Raw genomic sequence first — 14679 nt, forward strand, 5'->3', positions numbered from 1 at the left:
AGGATTTTTAAAGTGTGGCGGCGACCTGTTCTCGATATCTATCCGGCAAATGCATCGGGCGGGTGATTTCCGTGCGCGTGATCGCGGTGCCGGCTGCAGTGCCGGCGGCTATGGCAGCAAGCGGCGCGTTGTGCGATTCCAGATACACGTGCGGCTGTTTTGCTGTCACTCGGTACGCCACGCCGCTGACCGGTACGCCCGACGTTGCCAGAGCAAACGGGTCCTCGTTGGTGTCGCCGCTTTCGTGTGCAGGCGTGGGTTCCGGTTCGATGCGCGTCGGCTGCCGTCGCGGTTGCGATAGGCGTAATCGCGACGCGCGACGCGCGATGCTTACGCCCAAGGCCCGAATCGCGGCGCCGATGCGCGCAAACGATCACGTCGAGCTGAATACGTTCGCCGAACGCGCAAAGGGAGGGTGATTAGAAACTGCTGCGACTCACTCGCGGCGCATCCGGCCTCACTATCAACTGTCAAGCATGGTTAAGTCAGGGGCATGCGATGCCGTGGAGCCGTGCGCACGAACACAAAACTCGATACACTCGCGCTCACTTATCAGTTGTCTGTTGACATCGTCGGCAAGCCGACAGTCGGGCGACAGCTCATCAAGCAAATTCAACAAGTGGCTGCCTCCGACAGGACGGTAGACTCAAGTACAACGAACGGGGAATTTTGCGGCTTATGGAATGCTCTACGAGGCGCAAACCGCTAACGCATATGTTCGGGGCGCGCCGTCTTTACGGCGGCGATCATCATCCTGGATTGCACGTGCGGTCCTTCCTGATTTCAGTGCGCGTGAACCTGCGATCGGCTGTCGCAATCACATTGTCCGCCGCTGAATCGCGTAACAACGAGAGTACGACTCCGCGCTCGTCGCGCTGGTTTTCTGCCAGTTCCACGCCATGTATTCGCGGGCGCGCGATGCGGCCGGAATTCAATCACGTTGTGACGTATTGCGGGTTCTGGGCCACGTTTGCATGCGAAATGCATGATCGCGCCCACGGGTTTGCTACAAGACAGAAAAATTATTCGCTACATTGTTGACGTTGTATCTATTAACCACGCATACTTAACTCAACGACTCAATGGCATATATTGATGCGTTGAGTTGAGTAATCGAAATTGGCGGGGAATATATGATTGTGCAAGGGGGCGATGAAAAGAGCTGCGTTGGAAAATCCAAGAGCGCCGTCAACCCTCGCGAGGTATCTGTCTAGCGGATCCGCACGCATCGCGGGTTAATTCTCCGCGAGCGCATGAGTTAATACACGGATGAGTGTTTGATTAAAACAGGAATGAAATGAACAAATTTCAGTTGAATCCGCGTTATGCGGCGGATGAGAGTGCGCCGAGCAAACCCATCGACCTCATCGCGGGCGCAACGTTCGTGCAGTCACAGGCGGCGAAGAGCCGCCCGGAGAAGCCGATCAGGCTCAACCTCGATATCGCTCCGGCGGTACACCGACTGCTCAAGCTGTACGCGCTCGAAAACGGGATGAGTGTGTCGGAAGTCGTCCGTTCGCTGATTGACGGGCTCGTGCGGCCCGAGCACCAGCAGCGACGCTAAGCAGGCAGAGCGGTGAAGGCCATTGCAGTGATCGGGAGATTCACACACCCGATCATTCGCGAACCGCAATGTTTTCGTTCGGCGATGTGCGCGGGGCACCTTGTCGACCGACGTAGCCACGTCCGTTTCGATCCGAAGGCAGGAAGATGCACCACACTCTTTCCCGGTGCGGAGCACGAGGATGGTTATATGCGGATCTTCCCGAGCGACGCAGCCCGCCTTCGCTATAGCATGGTTTTTGAGTGCTGCGACGGACATGCGCCGGCCGCCCCGGGGTGCGATGTGACGCCATATCGCAACCCGTGAGCGCGGCATAACGCGATCAGGGACTCCCGTCGAGCCGCCCACGAGGCGGCTTTTTTGTTTGTTATACGGGATATAGTTCGCGTGATAATGCCTGACGCAAAATCGTTGTAAGGCGCCATTGCGCCCGCACTGAGCGCCGCCCCGTAAACTCTTGAATTTCCGCACTAAAAAGTCGACCGATTATCAACCAGGAAGCGTTTTACTCGACTGTGTTGAAAGCATTACAGAAAAATCAGAATTACCAGATCGGCCAACGTTTGCGAGAAGGACTTTCCCCTGTGTCAGCTGGCGTGGGTTTTCGGTTACGATGCGAGCTTCGTGGAAATCAAGTGAGTAACGTAAATGAGTAAAGTAAAAACTCAAAAGCTCAGTGACACTCCGGCGCCGGCAAAGCGCGCGAAAGGTCCGGCATCGAAGACCGCCACGGCAAATCGGGATCTGTTCGGGGACGACAAAACGAGCGCAGCAGCCGCACCTGCCAAGCGCACGCGCGCCGGGTCCGCTGTCAAACGGCCCACGGCATCACGGCCCGCTACCACGCAGCCGACGGCGAAAGCCTCTCCCAAGAGGGCCGCGCCCGTGGGTTCCGTACGGATCAATTTCGACCTTGAAAGGGTGATTCACAAGCGGTTGAAGATGTTGGCAGTCGAGGCCGATTTGACCATCGCGGACTGGATGCGGGCCTTGATTCAAAAAGAACTCGAACATATCGAGAAGACGGCGCGGCGCGCGCGATAAACGCGTGAACCGTTGTTCAGATTGTGGGCAATTGCTTGTTGTTTCGCATATATGCTCGCCCGGCGAGTCGATGTTCGCATCGCCATCGTTCGCAATCAACGTTGCGCACTACCAACCAAGGCCGGGCCGGAGCGTCGCGTCATGGTGTTCCGGCTCGATGTCTTCGCAATACGTGTCCAACGCTGTCGACCGGGGCAGGCGCGGCGCTTGTCCGGAGACAAAAAAAGCCCCGCATCGAGCGGGGCCCGTCGGCTAACTCACCGGCAAATCGTAAGCGGTTTAATGCGGCCCGCGCGTACGCGGGTCGTTGAGGTCTTCGGTCGGATCGGTCAGCCCGAGCTCATCGCCCGCGCTCCAGTACGGCGTGCTGCCGTAGTACTCGTGCAGCGGCTCGGCCCATTGCGGGTCGGCCATCGCCGGCCAGTGATCCTTGTCGAAGCCCGGTGCGTTCTTGATCCGCTCTGACGATACCGACAGCAGGAAACATTTGCGTTCGGTATCGAGCGTCAGCGCGCTCCATGGAATCGCGAGCAGCTTGTCGCCGATGCCGAGCAGGCCGCCGCTCGAGAGCACCGCATACGCGATGCGGCCCGAGCGCACGTCGAGCATGATGTCCTTGATCTTGCCGACGTCGTCGCCATCGGTCGTATAGACCTTGTCGCCTTCCAGCGTGTCGGCCGCCATCACGTCGGGGCCGGGGCCCGCCGCCGTCGCGGCGCCCTTGCCGATGATGCGGGTCCGTCCTTGATCGGGAGTCTGCATGGTTGTCCTCCTGGCTGCATGGGGCGCGACCGTGCCCGGGATGGGCCCTCCGGGTCGCGCGGGTTATCGGGCGAGGCGAGGATCGCCCCGTCACGTCCGCTTCGGTTGCGACACGCCTTCAAGCGTGTTCGCGACTTCGTCACGTATCGGGCCGGCCGTGCGCGTCGCGATGTCCGCGAGCGACAGCATGCCGACCAGACGCTGGTCGTGATCCACGACCGGCAGGCGGCGCAACTGCGCGTCCGCCATGTAATGCTGGATCTCGTCCAGCGGATCGTCCTCGAAACACCATTCGATCGGGCCCGACGCAACTTCGTGAATCCGCGTTTCCGGCGGCTTGCCGGCCGAGATCGCGCGCACCGTGAGGTCGCGGTCCGTGACCATGCCGATCAGCCGGTTGTTGTCGCACACGGGCAGCGCGCCGATGTCGTAGCGCTCCATCAGTTGCGCGGCATGACGGATCGAGTCGGTCGGCGCGATATGCACGATGTCCTGCGACATGATTTCGTTCACGCGATGCATCAGGTTCTCCTTCCGGGTTGAAGCGGGGCCATTCGATTCAGCAAGCGGCGTGCCGCGACGCACGCGGCGGCCGCTCCGCGTCGGCCGTCATTTATCGCGACGTTTGGCCGGATCCTGCCACGGGCCGTCGTCGTGCGTGCCCGGCGGCGTGTCGGGCTCGATGCGCGTGACGCCGCCGGTCGCGGGCGGATCGCTCGCCGGGAACGTGTCCTCGAGCTGCTTGTCGATATGCCGCTCCGAGTGGCGCGTCTTCGTCTGATCCTGGTGCTTCAGCGGCGGCGACGTATCGGGTTGCTCGTGCGCCGGCGCGTCGCGGCCGGACCGGGTCGAATCCTTCATGGCAAGCCTCCGTGTCGGTGACGATGATGCGCTGAGCGCGCAACGGCCGTGCCCGCTGCGTGCGGGCGGCACGCGACTTGCCGCTTCGGCGGCCGACGACGACGTGCGGCGCAATCCGCCGCGCATGCACACACATGCACATCAACCAGGAGGCACGATGACGAGTCCCAAACAGCGGCCAGGGGTGCGCTATGAAGTCAACGTATGCGGCGGCGGGTTCGATTCGGTGAAGAGCCATTTCAGCACGTGGAAACACGAGCCGCTGATCTACCGGCCCGATCGCCGGATGTTCGAAGGCAAGGCCGACGTGCGGCCGCTCGGCGACGAGACGTTCGGCTCGACCGAGCCGGCGCGCTTGGCGCTGCAGCGCGCGTGCGAGCCGGCCGATCCGTATGCGCTCGCCGCGCGGGTGCGCGACGACGGCCGCGAGCTGTGGCTCGTGATGGCCGCCTACGAAGGGTAGCGCGGCGCACTTGAAAGAATTGCAGCGCGCGGTGTAGCGAAGGCACGACGCGCTGTCCGGCGGCATGCGCGGCCGTGCGGACGGCGCCGCATACGGACGGCATACGGACGGCACGCGGACGGCACGCGGACGGCACGCGGACGGCAAGCAGACGGCAAGCAGACGGCAAGCAGACGGCACGCGACGGCACGCGGCTTGCGGCGTGCGTAGACCCTCGAGCGGCGCGCGCACGCGCGCCACCGGGCCGATCCCTTGAGGAGCGACATGATCGAATGCCCATGAACCGAGACCCCGCCCAGTCGTTGCACCGGCCCGAGCCGCCGCCGCCCGGCATCACACCGGAGCCCGAGCCGCCCGAGCCGGACATCGTCCCGCCCGGCACGCCGCAACCGTTTCAGGATCCGGAAGGCGACCCGCCGGTGCACCCGCCGCCGGAACGCGAGCCGCCGACCCGGGAGCCGCCGATTCACGCGCTGCCGACGGGCATGCCGCCGGCGGCGTTCATCCCATCCACGGAGGGCCCACGATGAGCATCAGCGTGAAACCCGGCATGCTGCGCGACGTGGCCGAGACGCTCGGCCGCCATTTCGAGGCGCGCGCAATGCCGTTCCATGTCGAGGAGCAGCCGGCCGGCGCGCTGCATTTCGGCTTTCGCGTCGACGGCCATCAGGCGTCACTGACCATCACCTTCGACGCCGACGCATTCGCGGCGCTCGAACAGGCCGGTACCGAGCGGCAACGCGGCGCACTGACGCGCGTCGCGGCCGAATTCGACACGATGATGGCGCGCCGCGCGCCGACCGCGTTTGCGGGCGATTTTCATTTCAACCGGCTCTGAGCCGGGCCGCGATGGCCGGCCAGCGCCGCCGATTCCACGGAGGATTCCGATGAAGCCGATCCAGACGATACGCGTGGGCGCCTGTGCGTTTGCCGCCGCGTGCGCGCTGGGCGCATGCACGCAACCGCAGGGCACCTATGGCACGCGCGGCGCACCGCCGGCGCCGCCGGGCGCTCAGGGCGCGTCGCCGACCACGACCATGCCGGACGCGAATACGCGCTACGACACGCGTCCGTCGCCGCACAACACGATGCCCCCGGGCGCGACCGGCGGCGCGGCGGTCGACGTGCCGCAGCCGGGGCCGAACGGCGTGGCGGGCGACCGGCCGCTGCCGGGCACGCCGCCGCCGATGCAGTACTGACTCGACGGACTCGCCGCGGCTCGCATCGCCGGGTATGGACCGGTGGCGAACGGGAGGCTGGCGAGCGACGAAGCGGTGAAGGACGCGATGGCCGTCCATGCATTCCGGCCTGCGCGTGCCCGGCGCGAATTTCGTGCCCCCTAACTTCCCGGCGCTTGTAAAAAAGCGGCTTCGAGGCTCCCGGATCGAGGGGTGCGCAGCGACGAAAGCCGCGCCGGATGGCGGTTCTCCGTCCTGGCATGAAAGCTGCATGGATCCCTGCACGTGAATTTCGCACACAGTCAGGAGGGGCATCGATGTCCGTCACGCTTGCGCTCCAGATGCGACAGCATCTGGCACTCACCCCGAGGCTGCAGCAATCACTGCGTCTGCTGCAGCTGTCTTCGCTCGAATTCCAGCAGGAATTGCGGCAGGCGCTCGACTCGAATCCGTTTCTCGAAGATGGCCAGGGCGACGACGAAGCCGCCGCCGAGGCCGACGCGCCCGAACATCCGACCGAAGCCGCCGCACCCGAGCCCGTGCCCGAGGGCGATGACGTGCGTCCGCCCGACAGCGACGTGTCGTACACGGCCGCCCCGGCGCCGCGCACCACGAGCCGGCAGGGCGACGACGTGAGCGACCTGTCGCCCGGCGAATGGATGGCCGCCGAGCCGTCGCTGCACCAGCAGCTGCACGACGCGCTGCGTCTCTATCCGCTGAATCGGCGCGACCGCGAGGCCGCGCGCATCGTGATCGACGCGCTCGACGAGGACGGCTATCTGCGTCAGGAGCTGTCCGAGCTGCTGGTGGCGGCCGATCCCGCGCTGCTGCTGTCGGAACAGGATCTCGGGGTCGCGCTGCGGCTCGTGCAGATGCTCGACCGGCCGGGGATCGCCGCACGCTCGCTGTCCGAATGCCTGCTGCTGCAGCTCGACGCGATTCCCGCCGGCACGCCGGCGCTCGCGGAAGCGAAGGTGATCGCGCGCGAACATCTCGAACGGCTCGCCCGGCGCGAGACCGCCGAGATCCAGCGGCGCGTCGGCTGCAACCAGGCGACGATGCAGGCCGCGTGCGCACTGGTACGCGGGCTCGATCCGCGCCCGGGCAACCACTATGGCAGCACGCGCGGCGACTATGTGGTGCCCGACGTGATCGTGCGCCAGGTGCGCGACGAATGGATCGTGACGATCAACCCGGCCGTGCTGCCGCGCGCGCGGCTGCACGAACGCTATGCGACGCTGTTCGCGCAGTCGAGCGGCGAGCGCGATTCGCCGCTCGGCCAGCAGTTGCAGGAAGCCCGCTGGCTGATCCGCAACGTGCAGAAGCGCTTCGACACGATCCAGCGCGTCGGCGAATGCATCGTCGCGCGGCAGCGCGACTTCTTCCGCTACGGCGAGATCGCGATGAAGCCGCTCGTGCTGCGCGACATCGCGGAAGAGCTCGACCTGCACGAATCGACCGTGTCGCGCGCGACGGGCAACAAGTACATGGCCACGCCGCACGGCACGTTCGAGTTCAAGCACTTCTTCCCGCGCAAGCTGGAAGCGGCCGGCAAGGGCGTGTGCTCGGCGTCGGCCGCGAAGGTGCTGATTCGCGACATGATCGCGGCCGAGCGCCATACCGACCCGCTGTCCGATGTCGCGCTCGCGCAGAACCTCGCGGGCCGCGGCATCCTTCTTGCGCGTCGTACGGTGACCAAGTATCGCCAGGCCATGAAGATCCCGCCGGCCGAACTGCGTCGGCGCGACGCCGCCTGACGATACCGTCCGAACTGCACGCGGCCCGCGATGCGACCGCCGCGCGCGCCACCGAAAGGAGGAAAGCCATGCCAGCCAAGTCCCAAGCACAGCAGCGCGCGGCGGGGGCCGCCCTGTCGGCCAAGCGCGGTGACACGAAAATGAAGGACCTGAAGGCGCCGTCAAAGTCGATGGCCAAGTCGATGAGCGAGAAGGAGCTCGAAAAAATGGCGTCGACGCCGGTCCACGGCAAACCCAAGCACAAGCATTGATCGGCGACGACGCGCGCCGACGATCGTCGTTCTTCAGGACTCCAGGAGGAATTCATGCTGAGATATGCCATCATCTTCTTCATCATCGCGATCATCGCGGCCGTGTTCGGCTTCGGCGGCATCGCGGCCGGTGCGGCCGAGATCGCGAAGATCCTGTTCTACATCTTCGTCGTGATCTTCCTGGTCACGTTGTTGCTGGGTGTCGTACGCCGATGACGGCCACCCCCGACCGTTCGCAGCGCATCGCGGAACTCGAGAATGCGCTCGCGAACGGCTTTCCATCGGAGTCGACCCTCGTCGTGCATACGGACGACGCCTCGGGCCGACTGACGATTCAGGTGTCATGGGTGCGGCTGCCGGCCGATGAAAGCGCGCGTCAGTGGCGCTGCGTGGTCGACCTGCGCTTCGATCCGGACGTGCTCACGCGCTATGCGTCGCTCGGCGCGGATGACCGGTTGCGCGTGCGCACCCGGCTGTGCGACCTCGCGCGGCGCGCGGTGGACGAACAAAAGCCGCGTGTCGAGGACGCCGAGATCGAATGCAACGTCGAACTCGACTTGACGCGCGACGAACTCGATAGCGCGTTGCGCGCGCCCTGACGCAGGCGCCGCAGCCTGCAGTGACACCGCAGGCGGGCCGCCGCGGCATACGCCGCGCGGCTCGCCCGTTTTCCGTGCCGGCAGCCGTGTGCGCCGCTACGCGGTCGTGCACGTCGCCGCCCTTCATCGAACCGAACCGAACCGAGACGAGGACGCGCGCATGACGAATCCCCCGCAATCCGGCAATCCGACGCCCAACCCGCCGCAACCCGACAGCGCGAAGTCGCGCCAGCTCGACGAGAATCGGCTGCGGCCCGACGGCGAGGCGCTGCGCACCAACCAGGGCGTGCGCATCGCCGACAACCAGAACACGCTGCGCGCCGGTGCGCGCGGCCCGTCGCTGCTCGAAGACTTCATCATGCGCGAGAAGATCACGCACTTCGACCACGAACGGATTCCCGAACGGGTCGTGCACGCGCGCGGCTCGGCCGCGCACGGCGTGTTTCGCGTCTACGAGCCGATGGCCGACTACACGAAGGCCGCGTTCCTGCAGGATCCGGCCGCCGAAACGCCGGTGTACGTGCGCTTTTCCACCGTGCAGGGCCCGCGCGGCTCGGCCGACACGGTGCGCGACGTGCGCGGCTTCGCGGTGAAGTTCTATACCGAAGAAGGCAACTACGACCTGGTCGGCAACAACATGCCGGTGTTCTTCATCCAGGACGCGATCAAGTTTCCCGACTTCGTGCATGCGGTGAAGCCCGAGGCGCCGAACGAGATGCCGACCGGCGCGTCCGCGCACGACACGTTCTGGGACTTCGTGTCGCTCGTGCCCGAAACCACGCATACGGTGCTGTGGCTGATGTCCGATCGCGCGTTGCCCGCAAGCTTTCGTGCAATGGACGGCTTCGGCGTGCACACGTTCCGCTTCGTGAACGCGGCCGGCGCCGAGCATTTCGTGAAATTCCACTGGCGGCCGGTGAGCGGCGCATATTCGCTGCTGTGGGATGAAGCGCAGCGCATCGCCGGCCACGACCCCGACTTCAACCGGCGCGACCTGTGGATGGCGATCGAGCGCGGCGACTATCCGGAGTTCGAGCTCGGCGTGCAGCTGATCGATCCCGCCGACGCGCATACGTTCGGCTTCGACCTGCTCGACCCGACCAAGCTGGTGCCGGAGGAACTCGTGCCGGTGCGGCCGATCGGCCGGATGACGCTGAACCGCAACCCGGACAACTTCTTCGCGGAGACCGAACAGGTCGCGTTTCATCCGGGGCACGTGGTGCCCGGGATCGACTTCACGAACGATCCGCTGCTGCAGGGGCGCCTGTTCTCGTACACCGACACGCAGCTGAGCCGGCTCGGCGGCCCGAACTTTCACGAGATTCCGATCAACCGGCCGCTGTGCCCGTTCGCCAACAACCAGCGCGATGCGCTGCACCGGCAGACGATTGCGGTCGGGCAGGCGTCGTACGAGCCGAATTCGCTGAACGGCGGCTGGCCGCGCGAGACGCCGCCCGCGCCGTCCGGCGGCGGCTTCGAGACCGTGCACGAACCGCTCCAAGGCGACAAGGTGCGCGTGCGCAGCGAAACGTTCGCCGACCATTTCTCGCAGGCGGCGCTGTTCTACCAGAGCATGACCGAGATCGAGCAGCGGCATATCCGCGACGCGTACTGCTTCGAGCTCGGCAAGGTGACGAAGCCGGAGATTCGCGAACGCGTGGTCAACGAGATCATCGCGCGGTTCGACGCGGGGCTGGCCGCGCAGGTCGCCGAACGGCTCGGGCTGCCGGTCCCGCAAACGGCCACGACGCCGGTCGTCAAGCAGCGTGCGCCGTCGTTGAGCCTGATCGGCCGGTCGAAGCCCGATATCCGCTCGCGCAAGATCGCGCTGATCGCGACGCCCGGCGTGAGCCAGACGCTGGTCGAGCAGGTGCGCGGCGCGCTGACGGCCGCGGGTGCGGTGCCGACCATCGTCGCGCCGACCCTCGCGCCGATCGGCAGCGTCGTGCCGCAGGCGACGCTCGCCGGGATGCCGTCGGTGATGTTCGACGCGGTGTTCGTGTGCGGCGGTGACGGCGACGGTCGAAATCTCGCGCACAGTGCCGACGCGCGGCACTTCGTGCGCGAGGCGTTCAAGCACCTGAAGCCGATCGCGGCGGTCGGCTCCGGGCGACAGTTGCTGAGCGCCGCGCATCTGCCGGATCCGGCCGAAGGCGTGTGCGTCGCGCAAGCGGCCGATCTCGACGCGCTGCTGCGGACGTTTTCGGACGAGATCGGCCGGCATCGGGTCTGGTCGCGCGAGCAGCAGGCGGCCGAGCTGCCGGCATAGCGTCGCACGGCGCCTGCCCCTTCTGGGGCGGGCGCGGGTGCGGCAAGGAGGACAGGCATGGCACCGCGGATGATATGGAAAGGCGCGATCAGTTTCGGGCTGGTTCACGTGCCCGTGCAGCTGTTCCCGGCGACACGCACCGTGAAGCCGTCGTTCCGGCTGCTCGACAAGCGCTCGATGGATCCAGTCGGCTATCGGCAGATCAACAAGCGCACCGGCAAGGAGGTCACGCGCGAGGACATCGTGCGCGGCTACGAGTACGAGAAGGAGCGCTACGTTGTACTGACCGACGACGAGATTCGCGCGGCGAACCCCGAATCGACGCAAACGGTCGACATTCTGACGTTCGTCGACGCGGACGCGGTGTCGTTCCTGTATCTCGACACGCCGTACTACCTCGTGCCGGACCGCAAGGGCGAGAAGGTCTATGCGCTGCTGCGCGACGCGCTGAAGGACAGCGGCAAGATCGGCATCGCGCTCGTCGTGATGCGCGACCGCCAGCATCTCGGCGCGCTGATCCCGGTCGGGCCGCTGCTCGCGCTCGACACGTTGCGCTGGCAGGAGGAACTGCGCCCGCTCGACGAACTGTCGGTGCCGACGGACGACGCGAAGCACGCGGGCGTGACCGCGCGCGAGCTGGCGATGGCGAAGAAGCTGATCGACGACATGGCGGGCAAGTGGACGCCCGACGAGTATCACGACACGTTTCGCGACGACATCCTCGAACTGGTCGAGCGCAAGGTGCGCTCGGGCAAGATCGAGGAGATCGAGGAGCGGCCGCCACAGACGGGCCGCGCCGCGACCAACGTGGTCGACCTGACCGAGCTGCTCAAGCGCAGCCTGAAGGGAGGCGGCGGCGCGCGTGCGGCCGACCTGCGCGACGAACGCGAGGAACAGGAGGCCGAGACGTCGCCGCCGACGGGCGCACGTCGCAAGCCGGTGGCGAAAACCGCGTCGAAAGGCGCGACCGCGAAGACCGCGGCGAAGCGGCCGGCCGCGAAACGCGCCGCGACGGGCGAGCCTGCGGCGAAGAAATCCGCCGCGCGCCGCAAGCACGCCGCATGATGCCGCACGACGCGAGGTGATGCGATGGCCGGCAAGCTCGATCCGTATCGGCGCAAGCGCCACTTCGGCGCGACACCGGAACCCGAAGGCGCGCACGGGCGGCGGCGTGCGAAGGTGGACGCGAAGCCGGCCGCGCGCACGGCCGCGCGGCCCCGTCACCCGCTGCGCTTCGTGATCCAGGAGCACCACGCGCGGCGGCTGCACTACGACTTCCGGCTCGAACTCGACGGCACGCTGAAGTCGTGGGCCGTGCCGAAGGGGCCGAGCTTCGATCCGTCGGTGAAGCGCCTCGCCGTGCACGTCGAGGACCATCCGCTCGAATACGCATCCTTCGAAGGCGAGATTCCGGAGGGGCACTACGGTGCGGGCTCGGTCGTCGTCTGGGACGAAGGCACGTGGACGCCCGATGGCGGGCTCGCGCAGGCCCGCGACGGCTATCGCGCGGGCAAGCTGACGTTCCGGCTCGACGGTGAAAAGCTGCACGGCGGCTGGGCGCTCGTGCGCAGCGGGCGGCAGCAGGGGCGGCAGGAGCAGTGGCTGCTGATCAAGGAGCGCGACGACGACGCGCGCAGCATGGATGAATTCGACGTCGTCGGCGAGCGGCCGGGGAGTGTGCACGACGGCGCGGCTGCGGCGCGTGCGGCCGCGAAGGAGGGCTCGGCGCACGGGTCGCGGCGAGGGCAGCGCGAGAAGCCCGGCGCACGCGCCGCGCGGCATGACGACCGCGGCCACGATGATCACGCTGGCGCGCCTGTCGACCCGTCCCGGATCGAAGGCGCGGTGCGCGCGCCGCTGCCCGAGCACGTCGCGCCGCAACTCGCGACGCTGGTCGACGGTCCGCCGACGCAGGGCGACTGGTGCTATGAACTGAAGTTCGACGGCTACCGGATCCTTGCCCGCATTTCCGGCAAGGGCGCGCGCCGGCATGTGAAGCTGATGACGCGCGAAGGCCGCGACTGGACCGCGAAGCTGCGCGCGCAACGCGATGCGCTCGCGGCGCTCGACGTCGACGCCGCGTGGCTCGACGGCGAGGCCGTCGTGCTCGGCAAGAACGGCCTGCCCGATTTCCAGGCGCTGCAGAACGCGTTCGGCGGCGGGCATTCGGACGAGATCACGCTGTTCGTGTTCGACCTGCCTTATCTCGACGGTTACGACCTGCGCGACGCGCCGCTCACCGCGCGCCGCGCGTTGCTCGAACCCTTGTTCGCCGACAGCGACCCCACGCGGCTGCGCTTTTCTCCCGATCTCGGCGACGACGTCGCATCGCTGATCGCGAGCGCATGTGAGACCGGCCTCGAAGGGCTGATCGGCAAGCGCGCCGAGTCGCGCTATCGCGCCGGACGCTCGCCCGCGTGGATCAAGCTCAAGTGCCGGCGCCGGCAGGAGTTCGTGATCGGCGGCTATACCGAGCCGTCGGGCAGCCGGCAGGGGTTCGGCGCGCTGCTGCTCGGCGTGCACGAACCGGGCGCGGACGGCAAGCGGCGGCGCGGGCCGGGGCCGCTGCGCTATGTCGGGCGCGTCGGCACCGGCTTCGACACGCGGATGCTCGACCGGCTTACCCCCATCCTGCGCAAGCACGAGCGCGACACGATGCCGTTCGATCCGCCGCCGCGCGAACGCTCGCGCACGCCCGTGCACTGGATCGACCCGGTGCTCGTCGCCGAATGCGAATTCGCGGAATGGACCGGCGACGGCATCGTGCGGCAGGCCGCGTTCATCGCGCTGCGCGACGACAAGCCGGCGGCAAAGATCGTCCGCGAAGTGCCGAAGCATACGGAAACAGAGGTGCAGATGGATCAGCGTCAAACCACGCAGCACGAAAGGCACAAGCCTGGCCGCGCGTCGCACGACGGGCGCGACACGAATGACACCCGCGGCACGAGCGACACGAACGACACCCGCGACACGAGTGACAGCAAGCACCCCGCGCGCTCACGCGGCTCCCGTCGCGCCGAGGCCGACGATACCGGCCCCGACCAGCTCGGCCGCGTGCGCATCAGCCATCCGGAGCGCGTGATCGATTCGCACAGCGGCACGCGCAAGATCGATCTGGCGCGCTACTGGCAATGGGTCGCGCCGTGGCTGCTGCCGGACCTGAAGGGCCGGCCCGTATCGCTCGTGCGCGCACCGGGCGACATCTCGGGCGAGCTGTTCTTCCAGAAGCACGCGGAGCGCCGCGAGATTCCGTTCGTCACGCAGCACGACGGACTCGATCCGGGCCATGGCCCGCTGCTGTCGCTCGACAGCGTCGATGCGCTGCTCGGCGCCGCGCAGATGGGCACGATCGAGCTGCATACGTGGAATGCGCACGCGTCGAACATCGAGCGGCCCGACCGGATCGTGTTCGACCTCGATCCCGATCCGGCGCTGCCGTGGAGTGCGATGATCGAGGCCGCGCAGCTCGTGCGCGGGCTGCTCGACGAACTCGGCCTCATCTCGTTCTGCAAGACGAGCGGCGGCAAGGGGCTGCACGTCGTCGTGCCGATCACGCGGCACATGGGATGGGACGAGGTGAAGGATTTCTCGCGCGCGGTCGCGCAGCATGTCGCGGCTGCGTTGCCCGATCGCTTCACCGCGACGATGGGTCCGAAGCACCGGCGCGGCAAGATCTTCATCGACTATCTGCGCAACGGCCGCGGTGCGAGCACGATCGCCGCGTATTCGGTGCGCGCGCGGCCCGGCCTCGGCGTGTCGGTGCCGCTGCGCTGGGACGAGGTGCCCGACACGACGGGCGGCGCGCAATGGACGATCGACACGCTGCACGAACGCCTCGATCGACTGAAGCGCGATCCGTGGGACGGCTATGACGACACGCGCCAGCGGATCACCGCACAAATGCGCGCGCGGCTCGGCACGTCGTGACGCC

Annotated in this window: 17 protein-coding genes; 13 read left to right on the forward strand and 4 right to left on the reverse strand. The window is 66.9% G+C overall.

The window, feature by feature from the left end; all coding sequences use genetic code 11:
• Positions 1-7 precede the first annotated feature (7 nt).
• Positions 8-340: a hypothetical protein gene (locus LMA02_RS32265; RefSeq protein ID WP_228910727.1), complete on the reverse strand. Its 333-nt coding sequence runs from the start codon at positions 338-340 to the stop codon at positions 8-10.
• A 957-nt stretch (positions 341-1297) separates the two neighbouring features.
• Between LMA02_RS32265 and LMA02_RS32270 the strand changes: the two genes are divergently transcribed.
• Positions 1298-1564 (forward strand): hypothetical protein, encoded by a 267-nt coding sequence (locus LMA02_RS32270; RefSeq protein ID WP_012372664.1) that lies wholly within the window; start codon positions 1298-1300, stop codon positions 1562-1564.
• A gap of 648 nt (positions 1565-2212) precedes the next feature.
• Positions 2213-2608, forward strand: a complete 396-nt coding sequence (locus LMA02_RS32275) for a hypothetical protein (protein ID WP_138850518.1) — start codon at positions 2213-2215, stop codon at positions 2606-2608.
• A gap of 279 nt (positions 2609-2887) precedes the next feature.
• Here the strand turns inward: LMA02_RS32275 and LMA02_RS32280 are convergent, their stop codons facing one another.
• From LMA02_RS32280 to LMA02_RS32290, 3 genes are all read right to left on the reverse strand, one after another.
• The gene (locus tag LMA02_RS32280; RefSeq protein WP_228910728.1) at positions 2888-3370 is read right to left on the reverse strand and encodes a PRC-barrel domain-containing protein; all 483 of its coding nucleotides are present in this window, start codon (positions 3368-3370) and stop codon (positions 2888-2890) included.
• Between the two features lie 90 nt (positions 3371-3460).
• Positions 3461-3892, reverse strand: a complete 432-nt coding sequence (locus LMA02_RS32285; protein ID WP_228910729.1) for a CBS domain-containing protein — start codon at positions 3890-3892, stop codon at positions 3461-3463.
• Positions 3893-3979: 87 nt separating this feature from the next.
• Complete coding sequence (locus tag LMA02_RS32290; protein WP_006753981.1) at positions 3980-4231, reverse strand: hypothetical protein; 252 nt, start codon at positions 4229-4231, stop codon at positions 3980-3982.
• 157 nt (positions 4232-4388) lie between these two features.
• Here LMA02_RS32290 and LMA02_RS32295 point away from each other — a divergent pair, with 157 nt between their 5' ends.
• From LMA02_RS32295 to ligD, 11 genes are all read left to right on the forward strand, one after another.
• Positions 4389-4694 (forward strand): hypothetical protein, encoded by a 306-nt coding sequence (locus tag LMA02_RS32295; protein WP_228910730.1) that lies wholly within the window; start codon positions 4389-4391, stop codon positions 4692-4694.
• A 272-nt stretch (positions 4695-4966) separates the two neighbouring features.
• Positions 4967-5224: a hypothetical protein gene (locus tag LMA02_RS32300; protein WP_228910731.1), complete on the forward strand. Its 258-nt coding sequence runs from the start codon at positions 4967-4969 to the stop codon at positions 5222-5224.
• Positions 5221-5532, forward strand: coding sequence for a hypothetical protein (locus LMA02_RS32305; protein WP_228910732.1), 312 nt, complete (start codon positions 5221-5223; stop codon positions 5530-5532). Before LMA02_RS32300 ends, LMA02_RS32305 begins: the two co-directional genes overlap by 4 nt.
• Before the next feature lie 49 nt (positions 5533-5581).
• On the forward strand, positions 5582-5893 hold the full coding sequence (locus tag LMA02_RS32310) for a hypothetical protein (protein ID WP_228910733.1): 312 nt from the start codon (positions 5582-5584) through the stop codon (positions 5891-5893).
• Between the two features lie 296 nt (positions 5894-6189).
• Positions 6190-7629 (forward strand): RNA polymerase factor sigma-54, encoded by a 1440-nt coding sequence (locus LMA02_RS32315; RefSeq protein ID WP_228910734.1) that lies wholly within the window; start codon positions 6190-6192, stop codon positions 7627-7629.
• A gap of 68 nt (positions 7630-7697) precedes the next feature.
• On the forward strand, positions 7698-7880 hold the full coding sequence (locus LMA02_RS32320; protein WP_006753987.1) for a DUF3008 family protein: 183 nt from the start codon (positions 7698-7700) through the stop codon (positions 7878-7880).
• A 54-nt stretch (positions 7881-7934) separates the two neighbouring features.
• The gene (locus tag LMA02_RS32325; RefSeq protein ID WP_006767422.1) at positions 7935-8096 is read left to right on the forward strand and encodes a DUF1328 family protein; all 162 of its coding nucleotides are present in this window, start codon (positions 7935-7937) and stop codon (positions 8094-8096) included.
• Positions 8093-8479 carry a DUF3022 domain-containing protein gene (locus LMA02_RS32330; protein ID WP_228910735.1) on the forward strand — a complete coding sequence of 129 codons (387 nt, stop codon included), beginning with the start codon at positions 8093-8095 and terminating at the stop codon, positions 8477-8479. Before LMA02_RS32325 ends, LMA02_RS32330 begins: the two co-directional genes overlap by 4 nt.
• A gap of 160 nt (positions 8480-8639) precedes the next feature.
• Positions 8640-10748 carry a catalase HPII gene (katE, locus tag LMA02_RS32335; RefSeq protein ID WP_228910736.1) on the forward strand — a complete coding sequence of 703 codons (2109 nt, stop codon included), beginning with the start codon at positions 8640-8642 and terminating at the stop codon, positions 10746-10748.
• 57 nt (positions 10749-10805) lie between these two features.
• Positions 10806-11813 (forward strand): Ku protein, encoded by a 1008-nt coding sequence (locus tag LMA02_RS32340; RefSeq protein WP_228910737.1) that lies wholly within the window; start codon positions 10806-10808, stop codon positions 11811-11813.
• Positions 11814-11837: 24 nt separating this feature from the next.
• Positions 11838-14675, forward strand: a complete 2838-nt coding sequence (ligD, locus tag LMA02_RS32345) for a DNA ligase D (protein WP_228910738.1) — start codon at positions 11838-11840, stop codon at positions 14673-14675.
• The last annotated feature ends 4 nt before the right edge of the window (positions 14676-14679 follow it).

The sequence above is a fragment of the Burkholderia sp. B21-005 genome, from assembly GCF_020843965.1.
In the GTDB taxonomy this organism is placed as follows: domain Bacteria; phylum Pseudomonadota; class Gammaproteobacteria; order Burkholderiales; family Burkholderiaceae; genus Burkholderia; species Burkholderia ambifaria.